The following is a 22,916-nucleotide window of genomic DNA, read 5'->3' on the forward strand; positions in this document are numbered from 1 at the left end:
CGCCGCCATGCGACAGCGCGAGCCCCGGATGTTCAAGCGCGTGCTGATCGCGAACCGCGGCGAGATCGCGGTCCGCGTGATCCGCGCCTGTCGCGACCTCGGCATCGAGACGGTCGCGGTGTACTCCGACGCCGACCGCACCGCGCTGCACGTGCGGCTCGCCGACTACGCCGTGCACATCGGCGGCGCGCCGGCGCTCGAGAGCTACCTCGTCAAGGAGAAGATCCTCGAGGCCGCGAAGAAGACCGGCGCCGAGGCGGTGCACCCCGGCTACGGCTTCCTCGCCGAGAACACCGAGTTCTCGGCGATGCTCGAGGAGGCTGGCATCGTCTTCATCGGTCCGCCCGCGTCCGCGATCGCCGCGATGGGCGACAAAGTCGCCGCGCGTCAGGCGATGGAGCGCGCGAAGGTGCCGTGCGTCCCCGGCTCGCCGGACGTGATCGCGGACGACGCCGAGGTCGTGCGCGTCGCGAAGGAGATCGGCCTGCCGGTGATGCTCAAGGCGTCGGCCGGCGGCGGCGGCAAGGGCATGCGCCTCGTGCACCGCGAGGAGGATCTGCTCGCGGCGGTGCGCAGCGTGCGCAGCGAGGCGCGCTCGGCGTTCGGCGACGACCGGCTCTACGTCGAGAAGTTCGTCGAGCGTCCGCGTCACATCGAGGTGCAGGTGATGGCGGACATGCACGGCAACACCGTGCACGTCTTCGAGCGCGAGTGCACCCTGCAGCGGCGCAACCAGAAGGTGGTCGAGGAGTCGCCCTCCCCCGTGCTGCGCGACGACGTGCGCCAGAAGATGGGCGCGATCGCGGTGCGCGCGGCGGAGGCGGTCGGCTACGTCGGCGCGGGAACGGTCGAGTTCCTCGTCGACCCGAAGCAGAACTTCTACTTCCTCGAGATGAACACGCGCATCCAGGTCGAGCACCCGATCACCGAGGAGGTGACGCGCATCGACCTCGTGCGTGCGCAGATCGAGATCGCGGCCGGCTTCCCGCTGCCGTGGAAGCAGGACGACATCCGGCAGCACGGGCACGCCATCGAGTGCCGCGTCTACGCCGAGGATCCGTTCAACAACTTCCTGCCTTCGCCGGGCAAGATCGAGCTGCTGCGCGTGCCGAACGGCCCCGGCATCCGCGACGACGGTGGCGTCTACGAGGGCGCCACGGTGTCGCGCTTCTACGACCCGATGATCTCGAAGCTCATCGCCTGGGGTCCGGACCGCGCGACCGCGATCGCCCGCATGAAGCGCGCGCTCGCCGAGTACCAGGTGCGCGGCCTGACGACGAACCTCGCCTTCCATCGCTGGGTGCTCGAGCACCCGGCGTTCCTCGCCGGCGACTTCGACACCGGCTTCATCGATCGCGAGTGGAAGCCCGAGGAGGCGCGCGCCCAGCTCGACGAGGAGCAGCGCGCGCTGCTGCTCGCCGCGGCGGCGCTCGCCGAGACCGAGGCAGCGGTCGGCGCGACGGCGGCAGGCGTCGGCGGTGGCTCCGCGAGCGGCCGGGGCGCGGCCGATCGCTGGGTGACGGTGGCGCGGCGGGAGGCGACGCATGGCTGAGCAATTCAAGCTGCCGCCCTCGTCGTACGTCGCCGAGCTGCCGGACCTCGAGCAGCCGCTGTCGGTCGAGCTCACCACCACCGACGACGGACGCGTTAAGGTGAACGTCGGCGAGCGCACGATCGAGCTCGCCGCGGAGCGCGTCGGCCCGAACACCTACTCGGTGATCGTCGACGACCGCGTGCACGAGATCACGGTGCTGCGCCGCAAGGACGGCAGCGTGGTCTACGACGGGCTGAGCGAGCTGCAGGTCCAGCTCGTCGACCGCCGTCGCTACCGCGCCGGCGGCGCGTCGGGCGGCTCCGGCAGCCGCGAGGTCAAGGCGGTCATGCCGGGCAAGGTGGTGACGATCCTCGTCTCCGTCGGCGACCAGGTCGAGCGCGATCAGCCGCTGCTCGTCCTCGAGGCGATGAAGATGGAGAACGACGTCAAGTCGCCGCGCAAGGGCACCGTCAAGGAGATCCACGTCGCGGCCGGTCAGGCGGTCGAGACCGGCGAGCTGATGGTGACGCTCGAGTAGCGTCGTCGTCGCTCGGATCTTCCTTCACACCGTCGCGCCTGCGCCTCGAGCGTCGCTCGTACGCACGCGTGGGCGCGAGCCTGCCGCTCACGCCCACGCCTCGCGCTCGTCGCGCGCAGGATCGTCGATCACGCGCGACTCGGCGTCGAGGATCATCGTCGCGCGGCGCTCGAGGTCGTAGGCCGGCCACGGGCCGACACCGCTCGCCGCCGGCACGCCGTCGCGCGCGAACGCGAGCCAGGCGTCCATCACCTGCTGCGAGAGCCGCTCGGCGACGGGACCGCCCCCCGAGAAGCGCTCCATGTGCGGCGCCCCGAGCGTGCCGAAGACGAACGGCAGCTCGATCGCGTGGCAGGCGCCGAGCAGACCGCCCGCCGCAGGCGACGGCCAGGCGAAGACGTACATGAAGGTCGCGGGCTGCAGCGCGCGCTGCGCCTCGGCGAGCTGGATCGCCGGGATGCGGAACATGCGATCGGTCTCGATCGCGTCGAAGATGTGCCAGGGCGGCGCGCCCTCGCGCGCACGCCGGTAGAGGTCGATCAGAGCCATGGTGTCGTCGCCGCGGCCGAGGCGTGCGAGCCGCCGCTCGATGCGCTTGACGAGCGCCGCCTCGTCCATCTGCCGGTGCTGCGGCGACGCGAAGGTGAACAGTCGCCACTCGTCGGCGGTCGTGCCGGTCATCAGGGCGACGTCGCGCGCCGCGCCGGCGCGGATCGCGTCGAGCGGATGCGCGGGTAGCACGTCGCCGTCGACGAGCGGCGCGAAGGCGAGGAACAGCTCGCCCGTCAAGCGCAGGCTCACGCGCTGTCCGGCCTGCACGAGCTGCTCGACCGGCACGTCGCGCAGCCGCGCCGCTTCGCTCACGGAAAGCCCCAGCTCCTCGAGGACTGCGTGCGCCGTGCGCGCAGCGCCTTCGCGGTCGAGCGTCGCCTGCGCGGCGCCGCTCTGCGCGATCGCGCGCCGCACGATGCCGCGCGACGCGGGACACGCGAGCAGCGTCGTCACCGACATGCCGCCCGCGGACTCGCCGAAGATCGTCACGTTCCCCGGATCGCCGCCGAACGCGGCGGCGTTGTCGCGCACCCAGGCGAGCGCCGCGAGCTGGTCGAGGACGCCGGGATTGTCGACCGCGCCGGGGACGTCGGCGCCGAGCGCCGGCAGGTGCAGGAAGCCGAGCGGGCCGAGTCTGTAATTGACGGTGACGACGACGGCGTCGCCGCGCGCGGCGAGCGCGCCGCCGTCGTAGATCGCCTGCGCGCCCGAGCCGGCGCTGAAGCCGCCGCCGTGCAGCCACACGAGCACCGGCTTGCGCGAGCCGCCGCCGCGCGACGCGTAGACGTTCAGGAACAGGCAGTCCTCGCCTTGCGGGCCCGCCTCCATCCCGGGCAGCACGCTCGGCGGCTGCGGACACGAGAGGCCGAAGGCGTGCGCGTCCTGCACGCCGTCCCACGGCTCGGGCGCGACCGGTGCGGCGAAGCGGCGCGCACCGATCGGCGGCTGCGCGTAGCGCAGCCCGAGGTACGCGACGTGGCCGTCGCGCGCGATGCCGCGCACGCGACCGTGGGTCGTTTCGACGATCTCGCTCATCAATGCTCCTCCGTGCCGCGGCACTCCGCGCCTCCGTGTGGCCGCGCGTCCCTGCGTGCGTCGCGCGCCGCGGCACGAACGACCATGCCTGCGACGCGCGCGGATCGCCAGCGGGCGCGCCTGCGGGGCGCCCGCCGACCTCACGCCATGCTCGACGCGGAACGCTCACGGGAGCGGGCGCTCTGAGAGAACAGATGAGGACGCGCAGCGTCGCATGCGTGCACGCGATCGCAGCACGCGTGGCGCGCTAGCGGCGCTCGCCGGGCTCGTGCTCCTCCACCGCGTGCAGCAGCTCGTCCGCGTCGACCGGCTTGATCAGCAGCGGCGCGGGCGCGTCGTCCTCCCAGCTCGCCGGCGGCGACGCGGTCACGACCACGACCGGGATGGTCGCCGTGCTCGGGTCCTCCCTGAGATGGCGACGCAGCTCGGCGCCGTCCATGTCGGGCATCGTCCAGTCGAGCAGGATGACGAACGGCCGCACCCCGTGCTGCAGCAGCTCGAGGGCCGTGTGGCCGTCGCGCGCGCACAGGGTCGGGTAGCCCTCCGCCTCGAGCAGCAAGGAGAAGATCTCGAGCACCTCTTCGCTGTCGTCGATGATGAGGACGGGATTGTCGGGATGGCCGTGCATGACGTTCGGTGGGCCCACGACTGCTGGTTCCAAGAAGTCTGCCAACCCGCTTTCGCCCGCGACGGCGTGACACGCTCGTGGAGCGGGCCTGTCGCCTGTAGAATCGCCTGCGCCCTTTACCGGGCGCGGGCGGCGCGCAGCGTCAGCCCGCCCAGGACCAGCACCGCGAGGACGATCGCCGCCCACACGGCCGCGCGCTGCAGGCGCTCGCGCCGTAGCGCCGTGCCGCCCGGTGTGCCGCGCCAGGACGCGTTCTCGCCGCCGTCGCCGAGGGTTGCCCGCACGCCGCGCAGACCCTCCACCACGTGGCGGACGCGCTCGATCTCGTAGCGCGGCGCCGTCGCGTCGGGGTTACCGGCGAGCAGCGTGTACTCGCCGGGCGGCGCCGCGACCAGCAGCGTCGGCAACGCCACCGAGGTCTCGACGGCGGTGAGCGCGAGCGGCGCGTCGTCGCCGTCCTCGACCTCGAGCGTGAGCTCCTCGACGCGCGCCGGCGCGAACGAGATCGTCGCGGGGCGCGGTCGACGCAGGTCCTGCGCGAGGAGCCCCGTGCCCAGCTCGCGCTCCTCGCCGTCCACCGTGGTGAGCACGCGGTAGCGCCGTCCGAGCGCGGGACGCGCGGTGTGCACGACGAGCCCATCCAGCGTCAAGGGCGCGGCGGGCAGCGTGAGACGCCAGCGCGAGCGTCCGGCCTCGCGCACGGGTCCGGTCGCGACCAGCGCGACCTGCGCGCGCTCGGAGGTCGGCGCGACGAGGAACGGCCACTGCCGCTTCTCCGCGTCGACGAGGCGCAGGTCGGCGCGCGACGGCTCGGCGTGCGCCAGGTCCTCGGGCGCGAGGCGCACGAGCGCGAGCCCCTCGGGCGACGGCGGGATCGTCACCACGCGGTGCCAGCGCCAGTCGTCGGGGTCGAGCTCGGCGCCGGCGTGCATCAGCGGCGCGAGCGCCGGCGCCGGGTCGTAGCGCGGGTTCGGACGCACGGGACCGAGGTGCGCTGCCGGGATGCGCTCGGGATCCGCGAGCGCAGCACCACCCTCGGCGAGCGCATCGCGCAGCAGGTTCGCGAGGTCGTAGCGCGGCGCGTGGGCGCGGCCGCCGCCGAAGCGGAGCACGCCCGCCGCCTCGCCCGCGGCCGCGCCGGGCAGCGCGAACAGCAGCGCGGGCGCGCTGGTCAGCGCCGCGACGCGCAGCTCGGCGAGCGGCGGACTGTCGCCGTCGTCGATCTCGATGCGCAGGCGCGCGCGGCGCGCGGGCGCGATCTCGACGTCGAGCCGCTCGCCGAGTGCGGCGTCGGCAGCGGTCGGCGCGCGCCGGATGCGACCGCTGCCGAGCGGCGTCGCACCGCCGTCGACCGCGACGTCGTAGACCGCGACCTTGCGATCGAACGCCGGCGTCGCGCTCTCGATGTGCAGTCGTCCCGCGACCAGACCCGGCGGCCGCTCGACCTCGAGCACCGTGCGACCGTCCTCGCTTCGCTGCGACAGGATCGCGAGCGGACGCGAGCTCGCGTTGCTCGCGGCGAGCGTGCGATCGGCCTCGAAGCGCAGCTCGGGCTCGAGGAAGAAGCCTTTGTCGCCGGTGATCGTGACCACGATCTCCTCGCCGTCGAACGGCGGCAGCGCGATGCGGTCGCGGTCGACCAGCCGCTGTCCGAGGCGGACGAGGCTCGCGCGCGGCACGAGCGGCACCGTCGTGCCGTCGCGCGCCACGCCCTCGACCTCGACCGAGCGCACCCAGCGCGGCTGCGCCGAGGTCGCGATCAGCGTCCAGCTGCCGCTCGGCGCCGCGCGCTCGGGCAGACGCACGCGGTAACGCTCGCGGGTGAGCGTCTTCGCGTTCTCGCGCGGAATCTGCTCGCGCTCGAGGTCGGTCACCACCGCGTCGGCGACGACGCGCTCGACGCGCTCGCTGCCGCTCGGCAGCCCGGGGTCGACGAGGTAGGGCACCTCGTTGCCGCCCGCGTCGAAGAGACGCACGTCCGACAGATCCGGCGCGCAGCGATCGAGCACCTCGGGCGGCAGGACGAGACGCGCGAGGCCGGGTGCGCTCGGCTGCACGTCGGCCTCGAACGGGAAGAGCGTCGCGAGATCCTGCGCCGCGGCGCGTGACGGCGCGAAGAGCGTCGCGAGCATCGCGAGCGCGAGCACCGCTCGCGTCACGACCCGCGGCGCGCCGTTCACGGCTCGCCCTCGCTCGAGCGGCGGAAGACGAAGCGCTGGTACACGAGCGACACCACGATGAGCGACAGCGCGAGCCCGAGCAACGCGGCGACGCGGTAGAGGTCGCGCAGCTCGCTCAGGTCGTAGAGGAAGATCTTGCCGATCGTCAGCATCAGCAGAACCAGGCTCGCCCAGCGCAAGGCACCGCTCGCGAGGCGCACGCCGAGCACCAGCAGGACGATCGCGTAGAGCGTCCAGGCGATCGAGACGACGAGGTTCTCGGCCGGCGTCTCCGCGGCGAGCAGCCGCAGCTCGCCGGTGCCCGAGAACCAGTCGGCGATCGCGAGGTTGATCCAGACGAAGACGACGAGCAGCGCCGCGAGCCCGAGCGCGGACGTAGCGAGCGGCTGCTCGCGCGGGTACCAGCGCCGCTCCCAGTCGCGCAGCCGCGGCAGCTCGAGCGGGTGCAGCGTGCGCGCGGCGAAGACCAGCGCCGCCGCCGGCACGAGGTAGGTCCACGCGAGCCAGTTGACGATCGGCCAGCCGGAGCGCGGGTAGTAGTCGAGCACCGCGGGGTTGGCGACGAGGCGCACGGTCACGGCGGCGAGCAGGGCAAGCGCCGTGTACTTGAGGCCCGGATGGTCGAGGCGCTGCCACAGCACGAGCAGCGCCGCGCCCTCGAGCGCCCAGCCGATCGTGATCCACGACTTCTCGACCTGCATCGGGATCGCGACCGTCACGAAGCCGAGCGCGACGCCGCACAGCCAGGCGAGCGCGCTCGTGCGCACGTCGCTCTCACTCGGCCAGAGGTTCCGGGCGCGCGCGGCGACGGCCACCGTGACCGCGGCGAGCGCGAGCGGCAGCAGCGCGATCGGCAGCCAGTCCCCGAGGCGCTCCTGCAGCGCTCCGAACAGCACGTAGAGCGGCACGAAGAACACGACACCGGAGAGCGCGGCCGCGCGCCACGCCCAGCGGTCGTCGCGCAGGCGCTGCGCCGCCGCGAGCGGCCAGACGCCGAACAGCACGAACGACAAGAAGACCAGCGCGAACGGCCCGAGCGCCGACGACGTCTCCGAAAGCCCCTGCCCCGACCGCGTCGTCTGTGCGAGCCCGGTCGCGGCGACCGCGACCACGAGCCAGCGACAGCCGCCGAGGCGCGTCGCCGCGAGCAGGACGAGGAAGCCGAGCGCGAGCGGCACGAGCAGCCCGACGAGAATCGACTGCGAGGGATCGACCGTGACCCCGAGCAGAAGGACGAGCGCCAACGCCGCGGCGCCGTGCTCCGCGAAGCGCCGCGACCCGAGCCGCGGCTGCGCGAGCGCGAGCCCCTGCCACGCCGCCGCCACGGCGAGCATCGCCGGCAGGACGACGCCGGAGGCCGCGCTCGGCACGTCGGGATCGCCGCGGTGCCCGAGCCGGTGCGCGACGAGCAGAAGAGCGACGCCGACCGCAGCCGCGACCTGGACCCCGCCCCGCCCGGGAAACGTTGCTTGACGGACGAGCAGCAGCGCGACGCCGAGCGCCGCCGCGAGCAGCGGCCACAGCGAGACGCGCTCGTCGGCGGCGATCGCGATCAGCAGCACGAGCCAGCCGAGCCCGACCAGCGCCGCCGCGTTGGCGACCGCCCGCGACACCCACGCGCCCTCGCCCGCCGGGCCCGCGGCCGCCTGGCTTTCGTCCGCCGGCGCGTCGCCCTCCCCCAAGCGTTCGCGGCGCGCGAGCTCGAGCCCGAGCTGGTACGCCGCGGCGAGCGCCACCAGCACCACCGCCGCGCGCCACGGCGTGCCGCCGAGCAGCGGATTCTGCGCGAGCCAGACGAAGACGACGCCGAGCGTCGCCGCCCCCGCGCCGAGCGCGAGCAGCCCCTCGCCGTGGCGCACCGCGAGCCAGACCGCGGCCACGCCGAGCACGAAGAGCAGCCCGCCGAGCGGCAGGATGCCGGTCGCGAGCTCCGCTTCGGCGGCGAAGTAGAGCGCGGTCGCGAGCGGCAGCAGCACCGCGCCGTACTGCGCGAGCCGCCAGCCGCGCGCCGCACGGGCGTCCGCGCCGTCCGCCTCGCGCGGCACGAGCGCGACGAACAGCAGCGCGAAGACCGCGAGGATCGCGAGCCCGAGCAGCGTGCGCGCGGCACCCATGCTGCCGGCGATCCAGAAGACCTGGTAGAGCGTCGTGCCGGCGATCGCGAGCAGCGCGAGCAGCGGCCAGCGCGAGCGCCGCGCGAGCAGCAGCACGCCGACGTCGAGCAGCAAGAGATAGCCGAAGAGCCCGAACGGACGGTCCTCGCCGGTCGACGCGAAGGCCGGCGTCAAGAACCCGCCGACGAGCCCGATCACCGCGATCACCAGCGACTCGTGTCGCCACGAGAGCAGGCACGCCGTCGCCGTCACGAGCGCCATCGCGGCGAACACGACGCCCGGCGAGACCAGCTCGTAGAGCATGCCGGACGCCCAGAAGGCCGCGTACAGCACGACCAGCCCGCCGCCCGCGAGCGCGTTCGCGGTGCCCGCGTAGCGCGCGCGCAAGGTCGACTCGGCGGCGCCCACCGCGCCGACGCCGAGCACGACGCCGAGCACGACGCGCAGCCACGGCGGGATCAAGCCGTGCTCGATCGAGTAGCGGAAGAAGAAGAGACCGGCGAGCGCGAGCGCAGCGCCACCGAGCACGGCCGCGCCGCGCACGCCGAGCCAGCGCTCCCACTCGACGCGCGGCCTGGGCGGGATCAGCGGCTGCGGCAACGGCTCGGGCGGACGCCTGAGCGGCGCAGCACCGGACGCGGCGGCGTCGCGCGTCTCGTCGTGCGCCTCGTCGCGCGGCGGCTGGAGAGCCGCAGCCCCCGCGTCGGCGGCGTCCTCGTGCGCCGCCTCGTCGCGCGCCGCACTCTCGCCGACACCCGCCCCCGGGGCCTCGGCGGTCCCGACACCCTCGAAGGGCTCGCCGGCTTCCGCGTCCGCGCCGACCTCCGCCGCATCGCCCGCATCGACCTCGGCCGCGGCCTCGGCACCCGCCTCGAGCACCTCCACCCCTGCCGCGCGCAGCGCCGCACGCAGACGCTCGACCTCCGCCTCGAGACGCTTGACGCGCTGGACGAGATCGCTCCCCGCGCCGGTGCGCGAGAGCGCGACCAGCGCCAGAACGAGTGCGGCTAGGGCGAGGATGCTCAGCTCGGACTCCGGGAGGAGGCTCGTCCTCGAGCCGGATCATCGGCCGCTTCGCAGGCGGAGTTGATGCTTGCGCCCTGCCCCGCCGACGCGGCCGCGCGCCGGCCGTCGTTCGCCATGAAGTCCGCCACCCCGAGCCCGTCCCGCGTGCCTCATGGCAGCCGGGCGTGCGGAATGCCAGCGGGCGCAACTCGCATTCCGGGGGAGGCTTTCGCTAGTGTGCGGCCATGGACGACATCGACGCCATCCGCCGCGCACACGAGCAGTTCGAATCCGGCCCGGTCGCCAAGGTGACCGCCAAGTCGCCGGAGCGGCGCTCCGAGTTCGCGACCACCTCGGGCATCCCGATCAAGCGCCTGTACACCCCCGCCGACCGCGCCGAGTCGAACTACCTCGAGGAGCTCGGCTTCCCCGGCCAGCCGCCGTTCACGCGCGGCGTGCAGCCGACGATGTACCGCGGCCGCTTCTGGACCATGCGCCAGTACGCGGGCTTCGGCACGGCGGAGGAGTCGAACAAGCGCTACCGCTACCTGCTCGAGCAGGGCCAGACCGGTCTCTCGGTCGCCTTCGACCTGCCGACCCAGATGGGCCGCGACTCGGACCACATGCTGGCGCGCGGCGAGGTCGGGCGCGTCGGCGTCGCGATCGACTCGCTCGCCGACATGGAGACCCTGCTCGACCAGATCCCGCTCGACAAGGTCACGACGTCGATGACCATCAACGCGACGGCGTCGATCCTGCTCGCGCTCTACCTCGCCGTCGCCGAGAAGCAGGGCGTGCCGTGGACCAAGGTCGGCGGCACGATCCAGAACGACATCCTCAAGGAGTACGTCGCGCGCGGCACCTACATCTACCCGCCGCGCGAGTCGCTGCGGATCATCACCGACATCTTCGCGTTCTGCGCGAAGGAAGTGCCGTCGTGGAACACGATCTCGATCAGCGGCTACCACATCCGTGAGGCGGGCTCGACGGCGGCGCAGGAGATCGCCTTCACGATCGCGAACGGCATCGCCTACGTGCAGGCGGCGCTCGACGCGGGGCTCAACGTCGACGACTTCGGCCCGCGTCTCTCGTTCTTCTGGAACGTCCACAACGAGTTCTTCGAGGAGATCGCGAAGTTCCGCGCCGCGCGCCGCATCTGGTGCAAGATCATGCGCGAGCGCTTCGGCGCCAAGGATCCGCGCTCGCTGACGCTGCGCTGCCACGCGCAGACCGCGGGCAGCACGCTCACCGCGCAGCAGATCGACAACAACGTCGTGCGCGTCACGCTGCAGGCGCTCGCCGCGGTGCTCGGCGGCACGCAGTCGCTGCACACCAACGGCAAGGACGAGGCGCTCGCGCTGCCGACCGAGGATTCGGCGCGGCTTGCGCTGCGCACGCAGCAGCTCATCGCGTACGAGAGCGGCGTCGCCGACACGATCGATCCGCTCGCGGGCAGCTACTTCGTCGAGACGCTCACCGACGAGCTCGAGCGCCGCGCGTTCGAGTACATCGAGCGCATCGACGAGATGGGCGGCGCGGTCGCGGCGATCGAGCAAGGCTTCATGCAGCGCGAGATCCAGAACGCGGCCTACCGCTACCAGCAGGAGATCGAGCGCAAGGAGCGCATCATCGTCGGCGTGAACTCGTTCACGCTCGAGCGCGAGCCGGTGCCCGAGATCCTGCAGATCAAGCCCGAGCTCGAGGAGCGGCAGAAGCAGAAGGTCGCGAAGGTCCGCGCCGAGCGCGCGGCGCAGCCGGTCGCGGACGCGCTCGAGCGCGTCGAGCGTGCGGCCCGCGACGGCAGCAACCTGATGCCGCCGATCCTCGACGCCGTGCGCGCCTACGCGACGCTCGGCGAGATCTCGGACGCGATGCGCCGGGTGTTCGGCGAGTACCGCCCCGGCGCGCTGCTCTGACCTGCGACGTTCGCCGGTGCGGACGGCGCCGCCGCGTGTGCGGCGGCGTCGCCCGGCGAGACGCCACCGTCGGCCGCGCTCGCGGCCAAATTTCGATCCAACTTTCGAAGGAGCGCCTGGGTCGACCTGCGCCAGCCCGGCGACGCCGCCGTGCGGGCGCGGGGAACCGTCCCGGCAGGCGCTCGGCGGTCGGTGCGCGGGGCCTTTCCGCGCTGGCCCAGAGGCGCGAGCAGCGCGGGCTGCGACCCGCGCGCTGCGGCCCCGCCCCGTCCCGTCTCCGATCAAGGCTGGCGCACGAACCGCCGATGCTTCAGCAGTAGCGCGAGCGGCGCCCCGCGAGAGCCCGGTCTCGTCGCCGTCGCAGGCAAGATCGAATGGCGCTCTCCGAACCAACTCTGCCCGTCGTACGCGTGGTCTACGTGGGAGCGGCGGCGATCTATTTCGTGCTCGCGCTGGTCTACGTGACGGCGCCGCTCGCCGAGCCGCACCTCGCATTTGCCGCCGTATTCGCCGTGGTGGGGACGTTCCTCGGCGTGCTCGCGTTCGCCATCTCCTACGTGCCCGCTCGCTGGGTCGAGCTCCTCGTGCTGCTCAGCATCGTCGTGGCCGAGGCGGGCGCCCTCTCGTTCCTGGCCCTCACCGGCGACCCCAAGCAGTCGGTCGTCGTCCTGATCGTCGTCGTCGCCGCCGGTGTGGTGGCGCCGTCGGTGCGCACCGCGCTGTGCGGCGCGGCGTTCGGCGTCCTCGGCTGGCTCGTCCTCGCGGACGGGTTCTCGAACGCCGAGCTGGCGCACTGGGGGATCAACGTCGGGGGCGCGGCGGTGGTGTCCGTCGCGATCAGCGCGGCGCGGCTGCGCGCGGAGACGGACCTCAAGCTCGCCCGCTTCACCATCGACCGTGCGACCGACGCGATCTACCTGATCGCGCCGGACGGACGCTTCTCGTACGTGAACGAGGCGGCCTGCCGGCTGCTCGGCTACACGCGCGAGGAGATGCTCCGCATGCGCGTCCACGACATCAACCCGGTCTTGAGCGACGAGATCTGGCAAGCGCACTGGCAGAACCTGAGCGAGCAGCGGGCGCTCGTCGTGCAGACGTTTCACCGCACCCGTGACGGACGCCTCATCCCGGTCGAGGTCTCGCTCAACCTCGCGTCGTTCGACGGACGCGAGCTCAACGTCGCGATCGCGCGCGACGTCACCGAGCGGCGGAAGGTGTCCGCCGAGCTCAAGCGCGCGAAGCAGGCCGCGGAGGCCGCGTCGCAAGCGAAGAGCAACTTCCTCGCGACGATGAGCCACGAGATCCGGACGCCGTTGAACGGCGTCTTCGGCATGACGGAGCTCGCGCTCGACGCCGGGGACCCGGCCGAGCAGCGCGAGTTCATCATGCGCGCGCGCGCCAGCGCGGAGACGCTGCTCCTGCTGCTCGACGACATCCTCGACACCTCGCGGATGGAGTTCGGGCAGCTGCAGCTCGAGAAGATCGATTTCGACCCGCGCGACCTGATGCGCGACCTCGAGAGCGCGCTCTCCTTCACGGCGGCGCGCCGGGGGATCGAGCTGCGCCTGCACTGCGACGACGACGTGCCGGCGCGTGTGCACGGCGACCCGCGCCGGCTGCGCCAGATCTTGTTGAACTTGACGGCGAACGCGCTCAAGTTCACCGAGCGCGGCGCGGTGGAGGTGCGCCTCGAGGCAGGCACGTGCGACGAGCATCGCTTCGAGCTGCTCGGCGTCGTGCGCGACACCGGGATCGGGATCCCGGCCGACAAGCTCGAGTCGATCTTCGAGCCCTTCACGCAGGTCGACGGCTCGGACACGCGCGCCTACGGCGGCGCCGGGCTCGGCCTCGCGATCGTCCGGCAGCTCCTCGCGCTGATGAACGGCACCGTCGAGGTCGAGAGCGAGCCCGGCGTGGGCAGCACGTTCCGCTTTCGCGTGCCCCTGCAGATCGTGTCCGCCTCGACCAGCACGTCGCTCACGCACTGAACGTGGCGGCGAGCGGCCAGGCGCGACGCCCGCCCCGCGCGGCCACACACTCGACGACTTCGCGACCGGCGTTTGGCGTCAAGCCCGATCTGGTGCGCCTGGGCGTGACCGGCGGCGCGGCGCTGCTGCAGGAGCGGGAAGGCGAGCCGCCGCCCGTTGCGCAGGACGCCGCCGCCGAGCCCGCAAAATCGGCCGCAGGCCGGTAGCACCTCCCGACCAGCGTCGTTATAGATCGACGCTGTGAGAGGCTGGACCATCCAGGATGCGATCGAGCTGTACGACGTCCACGCCTGGGGTGCGGGCTTCGTCACGGTCAACGAGCGGGGCCACGTCGAGATCCGGCCTCGGGGCAACGGCGGCCCGGGAATCGACCTGCTCGACCTCGTCACCTACCTGCGCGGGCGAGGGCTGCACGTCCCGCTGCTGATCCGCTTCTCGGACATCCTCGCGGCGCGCATCCGCAACCTCTGCGAGTGCTTCGCGAGCGCGATCAGCGAGCACCAGTACAAGGGCCGTCACCGCGCGGTCTACCCGATCAAGGTCAACCAGCAGCGCCACGTCGTCGAGGAGGTGATCGACTTCGGGCGCGCGTTCGACGTCGGCCTCGAGGCGGGCAGCAAGCCGGAGCTGCTCGCGGTCATGCCGATCATGGACAACCCGGAGTCCTTGATCATCTGCAACGGCTACAAGGACCGCGAGTACATCGAGATCGCGCTGCTCGCGCAGAAGCTCGGCCGCACGCCGATCATCGTGATGGACCGCTTCCACGAGCTCGACCTCGTGATCCAGGTCTCGCGCGAGCTCGGCATCCGTCCGCACCTCGGCGTGCGCGCGAAGCTGTCCGCGAAGGGTGCGGGCCGTTGGGTCGAGTCCGGCGGCGACCGCAGCAAGTTCGGCCTCACCGCCGACGAGCTGATCGAGACCGTCGGGCGGCTGCGCTCGGAGAACATGCTCGACTGCCTCGAGCTGATGCACTTCCACGTCGGCTCGCAGATCACCAACATCCGCGCGATCCGCGAGGCGGTGAAGGAGGCGACGCAGTTCTACGTCGGCCTCGTCGAGCTCGGCGCCGGGCTCAAGTACCTCGACGTCGGTGGCGGTCTGGGCGTCGACTACGACGGCTCGCAGACGAACTTCCAGTCGTCGATGAACTACACCAACACCGAGTACGCGCGCGACATCATCGCGACGGTGAGCGAGGCGTGCGACGAGAAGGGCGTCCCGCACCCCGACATCGTCACCGAGACCGGGCGTGCGATGGTGGCGCACCACTCGGTGCTGATCTTCAACGTGCTCGGCGTCAACGAGGTGCTGCCGAAGAAGGCTCCCGAGGCGCCCGCCGAGGAAGACCACAAGGTCGTGCACGACCTGTTCGACGCCTACCAGTCGATCAGCCGCAAGAACGTGATCGAGGCCTACCACGACGCGGTCGCCGCGAAGGAAGAGGCGCTGACGCTGTTCAACCTCGGCTACCTCGATCTGCGGACGCGCGGCCGCTGCGAGCGTCTGTTCTGGGCGTGCTGCGAGAAGATCCTGCGGGTCGTGCGCGAGATGGACTACGTGCCCGAGGAGCTCGAGGGCCTCGAGCGCGCGATGGCGGACACCTACTACGGGAACTTCTCGGTCTTCCAGTCGGCGCCCGACCACTGGGCCGTCAAGCAACTGTTCCCGACCATGCCGATCCACCGGCTCGACCAGAGGCCGACCCGGCGCGGCGTGTTCGCCGACCTGACCTGCGACTCCGACGGCAAGCTCGACCTCTTCATCGACCGCCGCGACGTCAAGCACGTCCTCGAGCTGCATCCGTTCGACGGCGAGCCGTACTACATCGGCATCTTCCTGGTCGGCGCCTACCAGGAGATCCTCGGCGACCTGCACAACCTGTTCGGCGACACCGACGCGGTGCACGTCCGCCTCGGCGAGAACGACCGCATCGAGATCGAGCACCTGGTGGAGGGCGACTCCGTCGAGGAGGTGCTCGGCTACGTGCAGTACTCGAAGGCCGAGCTGGTCGAGCGCACGCGGCGCGCGATCGAGGCGGCGCTGCGCGACAAGCGCATCACCGTCGAGGAGTCGGCGCGCCTGCGCCGCCGCTACGAGCAGGGGCTGTCGGGGTACACCTACCTCGAGGTCGAGGACGCCGATCAGCAGATCATGGCGCGCCGGAGCCGCGCCGCAGGCGGGTGAAGGGCGGCGTGCTTCGCGCCGTCTCGCGCCCCATCCGAGAAGGCTCTGCGCCCGCCGCGATGAACCGGCCGTCGACCGGCGCCTGCGTGCTGCTGCGTAGCTTCTCTGGCCTCCTGCTCGCGACGCTCGTCCTGCTCGCAGCCTTGGTCGCGCCGGGTGCGGCGCACGCCGACGACGAGCGCCGCACGCCGGTCGTGCGCGCGGTCGAGCGCGTGCGCCCGGCGGTGGTCAACATCTCGGCCGAGCAGGCGGTGGTCGTCCAGCGCGACCCGTTCTTCGACCAGTTCTTCAACGACTTCTTCGAGATGCGGCCGCGCCGCCGGCGCTACACGCGCACGAGCCTCGGCTCGGGCGTGATCGTCCGCCCCGAGGGCTACGTCGTCACCAACGCGCACGTGATCGCGCGCGGGCAGAAGATCAAGGTCGTGCTCGCCGACGAGCGCGAGCTCGACGCGCGCGTCGTCGGCGTCGACCCGGACGCGGATCTCGCCGTGCTCAAGATCCCGGGCGGCTCCCTGCCCCACCTCGAGTTCGGCGACTCGGACGACCTGATGATCGGCGAGACGGTGATCGCGATCGGCAACCCGTTCGGCTTCTCGCACACCGTGACGACCGGCGTCGTCAGCGCCGTGCGGCGATCGCTCAAGAGCGGCGGGCGCGTCTTCCTCGACTTCATCCAGACCGATGCGTCGATCAACCCGGGCAACTCCGGCGGACCGCTGCTCAACATCAAGGGCGAGCTGATCGGCATCAACACCGCGATCTACGGCGGCGCGCAGAACATCGGCTTCGCGATCCCGGCGAAGCGCGCGAGCCGCGTCGTCAACGACCTGATCCGCTACGGCGAGGTGCGGCGCTCGTACCTCGGTCTGCAGGTGCAGGATCTCACGCCCGAGCTCGCGAGCGCGCTCGGCGTCGAGGAGGAGCGCTACGGCGTCGTCGTGCGCGAGGTCGAGGACGGCAGCCCGGCCGAGCGCGCCGGCATCGAGCCCGGCGACGTCATCCTCGCGGTCGACGGCCACGAGGTCGGCGACCGCGCCGAGTTCGACGAGCGCGCCGCGGAAGCCACGATCGGCTCGACGATCCGCCTCGACGTCCTGCGCTCGGGCACCAAGCGACGGGTGACGCTCGCCGCCGGCGAGATGACCGACGAGCGCATCGACGACCTCGGCTGGCGCCGCCTCGGCATCCGCGTCGCCGAGCGCGGCCGCGACGACGCGGTGGCGATCAAGTCGGTGCGCCGCAACAGCCACGCGGATCGCGCCGGCATCCGCCCGGGCGACCTGCTGATCGCGCTCGGCGACACCGCAACCGACTCGGCAGCCGCCTACCGGCGTGCGGTGTCGAGGCTGCGCAACGAGAGCGAAGCGCAGATCGCGGTGCAGCGCGGCCGCGCGCAGTACCGCCTGACCCTCCCGCTCGAGTAGACGACACCGCGCGTCGCGCTTCCCCGGGACCGGGCGTTTCTGCTACACGAGCGCGGTTTTCAGCAAAGCGCGAAGCTCCCCCTCCAATCCAGGGACTCTTCGCACCATTCAGCCAGGGAGCGTGGTATGCCAGTCGGTCGCGTCAAGTGGTTCAACAACGCCAAGGGTTACGGATTCATCGTCCAAGAAGGCGGTCCGGAGGTCTTCGTTCATTACTCGGCGATCCAGGGCGACGGGTACAAGACGTTGGTCGAAGGGCAGGAAGTCCAGTTCGACATCGCGCAGAGCGAGAAGGGTCCGCAGGCGGCGAACGTCATCAAGGTGAAGTGACGGGCACGGACGACCCTCCTTCAGGCGGGCGCCCGCCGAGCTCGGCGACGGAGATCCGGGTCCGGATCTCCGTGCGCGGGCGCGTGCAGGGAGTCTGGTATCGCGGCTCGACGCGCGATCAGGCGCGACGGCTCGGGCTGCGAGGCTGGGCGCGCAATCTCGCGGACGGCTCCGTCGAGGTGGTCGCCGAGGGCGACCCCGACGCCATCGAGCAGCTCGTCGCGTGGTGCCGCACCGGACCACCCGGCGCGCGCGTAACCGGGATCACGGTGCAACGTGAGCCCGTGCGGGGCGACGTCCAGGACTTCAAGGTCCTCTGACACGCCGCCCGAAGGAGGGGCCGACATGCCCGACAAGACCTACAAGATGGTGGAGATCGTCGGGGTCTCCGACGACTCGATCCAGCAAGCCGTCCGCAACGCGCTCGCGAAGGCCTCGCGGACGCTGCGCAACCTCGACTGGTTCGAGGTCACGGCGATCCGCGGGCTCGTGCGCAACAACCGCGACCCGCAGTTCCAGGTCCAGCTCAAGGTCGGCTTCCGGCTGCTCGAGCGCGACCTCCTCGCCTCGCTCGACGAGCCCACCGCCAACCCGACGAGCACCGAGCGCGCCGAGCGCCGCAAGGAAGAAAAGCGCGCCGGCAAGCGTGACAAGAAGAACAAGGGCAGGAAGAAGTAGCATCATGGCCGAAGCCCTCGACGAATTCCGCGAAGAGCTGCGAACCTTTCTCGCCGAGCACCTCCGTCCCGAGCTCAAGCCCGAAGCGCTCGCCCGGCTCCCCGAGCCCGAGCGCATCTCGGTGCTGCGCGACTGGCAACGGACGCTCGCCAAGGGCCGCTGGGTCGGCATCACGTGGCCGCGCGAGTACGGCGGCCGCGAGGCGACGATCCCGCAGCAGATCGTCTACACCGAGGAGATGACCCGCGCGCAGGCGCCGGCGGCGATCAACAGCCTCGGCGTCGGCATCGTCGGTCCGCCGCTCATCGCGTTCGGCACCGAGGAGCAGAAGAAGCGCTTCGCGCCGCGCATCCTGTCGGCGGACGACCTGTGGTGCTGCGGCTTCTCGGAGCCGAGCGCCGGCTCCGACCTCGCCTCGCTGCGCACCAGCGCAACGCTCGACGGCGACCACTTCGTGGTCAACGGCCAGAAGGTGTGGACGACGCTCGCGCACCACGCCGACTGGTGCATGCTGCTCTGTCGCACCAACCCGGAGGAGAAGCGCGCGAAAGGCGTCTCCTGCCTGCTCGTCGACATGCGCAGCCCCGGCATCACGGTGCGGCCGCTGCGCCAGATCACCGGCGAGGCCGAGTTCAACGAGATCTTCTTCGAGAACGTGCGCGTGCCGCGCGAGAACCTGCTCGGCGAGCTGCACGGCGGCTGGCCGGTCGCGGTGGCGGCGCTGCAGAACGAGCGCGGCATCCTCTACGTCGTCGAGATGCGCATCCAGCTGCAGCAGGCGCGCGACCAGCTGCTCGCGCTCGCTCGCGAGCACGGCGCCGGCACGGATCCGGTGCTGCGCCAGGAGCTCGCGCAGATCCACCTCGCGACCGAGATCTTCCGCATGACCTGCCAGCGGACGCTCGACAAGCTGCTGCGCATGGGCGCGCCCGGACCGGAGGCGTCGATCATCAAGCTGCACTGGACCGAGGTCACGCAGGCGATCCCGCAGCTCGGCATGCAGATCATCGGCCCGCAGGGCCTGCTCTACGACACGCCCGAGCCGCGCGCGGGGCGCGTCGATCCGAGCCAGTGGCTGCAGCGCAGCTTCCTGCAGAGCCGCGCCGCGAGCATCGCGTCCGGAACGAGCGAGATCATGAAGGGTATCATCGCGATGCAGGTGCTCGGTCTGCCGCGCGGCCAGTAGCGGGCGTCGACATCCGCAGGCGAGCATGGCGAGCCCGGCGCGCAAGAGCTTGCTGCGCAGGCTCCGCCTGCCGCTCCTTCTGCTGCTCGCGCTCGTCGCGCTGGCGGCGCTCGCGCCGCAGCTCGTGCTGCCGCGCGTCGAGCGTGCGGCGAGCGAAGCGCTGCGCACGCCGGTCGACATCGGCTGGATCGAGGTCGATCCCTTCGCGCGCCGCGTGAGCCTGCGCGACGTCGCCTTCGGCGAGGGCGAGCCGCTGACCGTTCGCCGCATCAGCGCGCGTCCCGACGTCGAGCGGCTCGTGCGCGGCGAGATCGAGCTCGAGCGCGTCGAGATCGACGGCCTGCGCGGCGTGATCGATCAGGACGAGAAGGGCCTGCCCGTCCTGCGCGGCCTGCCCTTCCCCGAGCCCGGCGGACGCTCCGGCGGCCCGACGGTGGTGGTCGAGGAGGTCGTGCTCACCGACGTCGACCTCGAGGCGAGCCTGCCGGAGCGGCTGCGCCGTACGCCGGTCGCGCTCCACCTCGACGAGCTCGTCGCGCGCGAGGTGCCGACCTCGGCGGCGGGCGCGGCGTTCCAGGGCGAGCTCCGCGGCGCGCTCGACGGCGTGCCGCTCACCGCGGGCGCACGCATCGACGAGACGCCCGCCGGCTGGCGCGTCGAGGCGGAGGCCGAGCTGAAGGGCTCGCCGCTCGGCCGCGACCAGCTCCGCCTGCCGCCCGGCCTCGAGTCGCTCTCCGCCACCGTCGACGGGCGCGCGAGCTACCTGCTCGATCCTGAGCGCGGCGAGGAGCGGCTCGCGGCCGACGTGACGCTGAACGAGCTGCGCCTGAGCGGCGCCGCGGAGACGTCGCTCGCCGCGCGCCGGCTCTCCGTGCAGGGCCTCGTCGCCAACCTCACGGCCGGCGAGGTCGACCTCGGCGCGATCGAGCTCACGGCACCGCGCATCGTCGCCGCGCTCACCGCGGACGGGCTCGTCTACCCGGGGCTCGTCCCGGGGCTCGTCGAGTCCGGCGTCGAGCTCGCGCCCGACGGCGGCGCTGACGACGCCGCGCGCGAGCCCGGCTGGAAGGTGACCGGCGGTCGCTTCACCGCGCGCGACGGCGAGATCGTCGTGAAGCGCGACGACGCCCGTCTGCCGCTCACGATCGAGAGCTTCACCTGGCGCGGCATCGCGAGCGGCAAGCGCGGTGATCTGCGCTTGACGGTCGGCGTCGCGGAGGACGGGCGGATCGACGTCACGGGCAAGCTCGGCATCGACCCGCCGACGGTCGACGTCGTCGCCGAGCTGTCGTCGGTGCCGCTCGCCGATCTGTCGGCGCTGCTCGACACGCCGCTGCGCGTCTCGCGCGGCACCGCGCGCGGACGCGTGGAGATCGCCGGCGACCCGGCGCGGCCGCGCTTCGCGATCGCGCTCGAAGCGCACCAGGTGCACACCGCCCCGCCGACGGCGGAGCGCCCCGATCAGGTGCTCGCGGTCGACCGGCTCGAGACGACCTTGACGGTCGCGCCCGGACCGGACGGCGCGATCGAGATCGCGTCGCTCGCGCTGTCCTACCCGTACGCGATGGTGCAGCGCACGGCGCAGGGGACGTTCCCGCTCGACGTCCTCGGCGGTGCGTCCGGACACGAGGCGGCGTCCGGCGCGACGCGGGGAGCGGACGAAGCGAGCGCACCCGACGCACCGAGCAGGACGCGCGCGCCGCGGTCGGGAGCGAACGCCTCGGAGTCCACGGCGTCCGCACGCCCGCTGCGCATCGCGAGCCTCACCGTCAGCCAGGGCCGCTTCGACTTCGTCGACGCCACGACGACGCCGCCCTACTGGACGGGGCTCGCGTCGACCGACGCGACCGCACGCGGCCTCGCGCTCGAGCCGCACGCCCTCGACAGCCTGTCGCTGACCGCGCGCCAGGACGAGCTGCACCCGCTGCGCGCGTCCGCGCGCCGCACGGGCGACGAGAGCTGGCGCGGCGAGCTCGCGGTCGAGGGCCTCTCGCTGCCGACGCTGAACCCGTACCTCGCGCCGGTGCTCGGCTACGAGGCGCAGGCCGGCACGCTCGACCTCGAGATCGAGGCGACGCTCGCCCGCGGCCGCCTCGCCGCCACCACCGCGATCGCGCTCGACGGCGTCGCTCTGCGCCAGACCGGGCTCGACGTCATCCAGCAGCAGACCGGCGTGCCGCTGACCGTCGCGCTGTCGCTGCTCAAGGACGTCGGCGGCACGATCGAGATGACGATTCCGGTCGAGGTCGACACGGCGACCGGCGAGTACGAGCTCGGCTCGTTCGTCACCCAGGCGATCGGACGCGCCGTGCTCGGCGCGCTGTCCTCACCGCTGCGCTGGCTCGGCATGCTGTTCGGCACCGACGGACCGCCGCACGCGCTGGCGATCGACCCTGTGCCGTTCGCGCCCGGCAGCGCGACGCTCGACGCCGCGGGCCGCGCGCGCGTCGAGCAGGTCGCGCGCATCCTCGCCTCGCACGCCGAGCTCGACGTGATCCTGAAGTCGCAGATCGCCGAAAGCGATCGCGCGGCGGTGGGTGACGACGGGCTCGCGGCGCTCGCCGCGGCGCGCGTCGAGACGGTGCGCAGCGCGTTCGAGCGCGGCGCCGCGGGGCACGCGATCCTCGCGAGCCGGCTGCTGGTCGCGCCGTGGAGCATGCCCGCGGACGGCAAGCTCGATCCGGCGCCCGGCGTGTACGTCGAGGTGCAGTCGCGCTGAGGAAAAGTGCGGGAGAGGGACCACGTCCCCCTCCCGCACCGGTTGGTCACCGTTCCGTAACGATGAGCGAGGCCGTCAGTACAGGAGGCTCGGAACCTCGAGTACGAACGCCTGGCTGGCCGAACCGTACGGCGGCGTCGGGGTCGGAGTCGGCTCTGCGGTCGGGGTCGGGGTAGGCTCGCCGGTCGGGGTCGGCGTCGGCTCCCCGGTTGGCGTCGGAGTCGGGACCACCACCGTCGGGGTCGGAGTGGGTTCGGCGGTCGGAGTCGGGGTGGGCTCGCCGGTCGGAGTCGGGGTCGGCACACCCACCTTGAACGCCGGCACGCAGAGCTCCTTCATCACCGGGGTCTGATTCACCCGGATCGTGCCGCTGCCGAACTGGTCGGTGATCTGGATGTCCACCTGGCCGCCACCGTTCGGCTCACACCGCACGCGGTAGCAGAGGAAGTCCTGCCCCGAGAGCACGATGCCCCCGGGGGGGTTGCTCGGCAGCTTGCTCGTGGGGACGCAGATCCGGTCGGCGCGCGCGATCTGACCACCACCCACCGGCTTGCAGCCCTGGCTGTCGAGGATCTCGAGCTGCTCCGCGTCCAGAGTCAGCGGCGGCGGCATGGCCGCGTCGCGCAGGTCGCGGCTCACGTTCAGGCACGTCAAGTGGTCGAAGGTCTGCGCGGCCGCCGGCGTGACGCCCACGACCGCGAAAATACAGAGTGAGGCGAACCCCCACACTGCCGTTCCGACGGAACACTTCATTCGACACCTCCCCTTTTGCTGCTTTGAAAAGATTGCGCGTCGCCGGGTGGGCGCACTTCTCCCAGCCCTCTCGGCGGCGCTCGCGCCCGCAACTCTGCCGCGTGTCGCGACGCCAATTCCCCCTCCGTTAGGCGGTCCTCGCCGAA

At 72.3% G+C, this 22,916-nt stretch carries 16 protein-coding genes; 11 read left to right on the forward strand and 5 right to left on the reverse strand.

Annotation, left to right across the window (positions count from 1 at the left end):
* The first annotated feature begins 7 nt into the window (after positions 1 to 7).
* Both accC and VIS07_01450 read left to right on the forward strand, forming a co-directional pair.
* Positions 8 to 1,552: an acetyl-CoA carboxylase biotin carboxylase subunit gene (accC, locus tag VIS07_01445; GenBank protein HEY8514159.1), complete on the forward strand. Its 1,545-nt coding sequence runs from the start codon at positions 8 to 10 to the stop codon at positions 1,550 to 1,552.
* Entirely contained in the window at positions 1,545 to 2,072 is a 528-nt protein-coding gene (locus tag VIS07_01450; protein HEY8514160.1) for a biotin/lipoyl-containing protein, read from the forward strand. The genes accC and VIS07_01450 overlap by 8 nt, the downstream gene beginning before the upstream one ends.
* 87 nt (positions 2,073 to 2,159) lie before the next feature.
* Here VIS07_01450 and VIS07_01455 read toward each other — a convergent pair whose 3' ends face one another.
* The 4 genes from VIS07_01455 to VIS07_01470 all read right to left on the reverse strand — a co-directional run bounded on the left by VIS07_01455 (position 2,160) and on the right by VIS07_01470 (position 9,460).
* The gene (locus tag VIS07_01455; protein HEY8514161.1) at positions 2,160 to 3,659 is read right to left on the reverse strand and encodes a carboxylesterase/lipase family protein; all 1,500 of its coding nucleotides are present in this window, start codon (positions 3,657 to 3,659) and stop codon (positions 2,160 to 2,162) included.
* Between the two features lie 247 nt (positions 3,660 to 3,906).
* On the reverse strand, positions 3,907 to 4,305 hold the full coding sequence (locus VIS07_01460) for a response regulator (protein HEY8514162.1): 399 nt from the start codon (positions 4,303 to 4,305) through the stop codon (positions 3,907 to 3,909).
* Positions 4,306 to 4,403: 98 nt separating this feature from the next.
* On the reverse strand, positions 4,404 to 6,467 hold the full coding sequence (locus VIS07_01465; protein ID HEY8514163.1) for a hypothetical protein: 2,064 nt from the start codon (positions 6,465 to 6,467) through the stop codon (positions 4,404 to 4,406).
* Positions 6,464 to 9,460, reverse strand: a complete 2,997-nt coding sequence (locus tag VIS07_01470) for a DUF2339 domain-containing protein (GenBank protein HEY8514164.1) — start codon at positions 9,458 to 9,460, stop codon at positions 6,464 to 6,466. The genes VIS07_01465 and VIS07_01470 overlap by 4 nt, the downstream gene beginning before the upstream one ends.
* 371 nt (positions 9,461 to 9,831) lie before the next feature.
* On the opposite strand from VIS07_01470, the gene VIS07_01475 reads away from it, so the two are divergent.
* The 9 genes from VIS07_01475 (at position 9,832) to VIS07_01515 (ending at position 22,017) form a co-directional block, all read left to right on the forward strand.
* Complete coding sequence (locus VIS07_01475) at positions 9,832 to 11,502, forward strand: methylmalonyl-CoA mutase family protein (protein ID HEY8514165.1); 1,671 nt, start codon at positions 9,832 to 9,834, stop codon at positions 11,500 to 11,502.
* Positions 11,503 to 11,876: 374 nt separating this feature from the next.
* Positions 11,877 to 13,490 (forward strand): ATP-binding protein, encoded by a 1,614-nt coding sequence (locus VIS07_01480; GenBank protein ID HEY8514166.1) that lies wholly within the window; start codon positions 11,877 to 11,879, stop codon positions 13,488 to 13,490.
* Between the two features lie 240 nt (positions 13,491 to 13,730).
* Positions 13,731 to 15,677 (forward strand): biosynthetic arginine decarboxylase, encoded by a 1,947-nt coding sequence (gene speA, locus VIS07_01485; protein ID HEY8514167.1) that lies wholly within the window; start codon positions 13,731 to 13,733, stop codon positions 15,675 to 15,677.
* Positions 15,678 to 15,736: 59 nt separating this feature from the next.
* Complete coding sequence (locus VIS07_01490; protein HEY8514168.1) at positions 15,737 to 17,104, forward strand: trypsin-like peptidase domain-containing protein; 1,368 nt, start codon at positions 15,737 to 15,739, stop codon at positions 17,102 to 17,104.
* Between the two features lie 126 nt (positions 17,105 to 17,230).
* Complete coding sequence (locus VIS07_01495; GenBank protein HEY8514169.1) at positions 17,231 to 17,434, forward strand: cold-shock protein; 204 nt, start codon at positions 17,231 to 17,233, stop codon at positions 17,432 to 17,434.
* A gap of 71 nt (positions 17,435 to 17,505) precedes the next feature.
* Positions 17,506 to 17,754 carry an acylphosphatase gene (locus tag VIS07_01500; protein ID HEY8514170.1) on the forward strand — a complete coding sequence of 83 codons (249 nt, stop codon included), beginning with the start codon at positions 17,506 to 17,508 and terminating at the stop codon, positions 17,752 to 17,754.
* A 25-nt stretch (positions 17,755 to 17,779) separates the two neighbouring features.
* Positions 17,780 to 18,112 (forward strand): dodecin, encoded by a 333-nt coding sequence (locus VIS07_01505; GenBank protein HEY8514171.1) that lies wholly within the window; start codon positions 17,780 to 17,782, stop codon positions 18,110 to 18,112.
* Between the two features lie 4 nt (positions 18,113 to 18,116).
* The gene (locus VIS07_01510) at positions 18,117 to 19,298 is read left to right on the forward strand and encodes an acyl-CoA dehydrogenase family protein (protein HEY8514172.1); all 1,182 of its coding nucleotides are present in this window, start codon (positions 18,117 to 18,119) and stop codon (positions 19,296 to 19,298) included.
* Between the two features lie 25 nt (positions 19,299 to 19,323).
* Positions 19,324 to 22,017 (forward strand): DUF748 domain-containing protein, encoded by a 2,694-nt coding sequence (locus VIS07_01515; protein ID HEY8514173.1) that lies wholly within the window; start codon positions 19,324 to 19,326, stop codon positions 22,015 to 22,017.
* A 75-nt stretch (positions 22,018 to 22,092) separates the two neighbouring features.
* Here VIS07_01515 and VIS07_01520 read toward each other — a convergent pair whose 3' ends face one another.
* A complete protein-coding gene (locus VIS07_01520) occupies positions 22,093 to 22,770 on the reverse strand; it encodes a hypothetical protein (GenBank protein ID HEY8514174.1) in 678 nt (225 codons plus the stop codon).
* Positions 22,771 to 22,916 lie beyond the last annotated feature (146 nt).

The sequence above is a fragment of the Candidatus Binatia bacterium genome, from assembly GCA_036563615.1.
GTDB lineage: Bacteria > Desulfobacterota > Binatia > UBA12015 > UBA12015 > DATCMB01.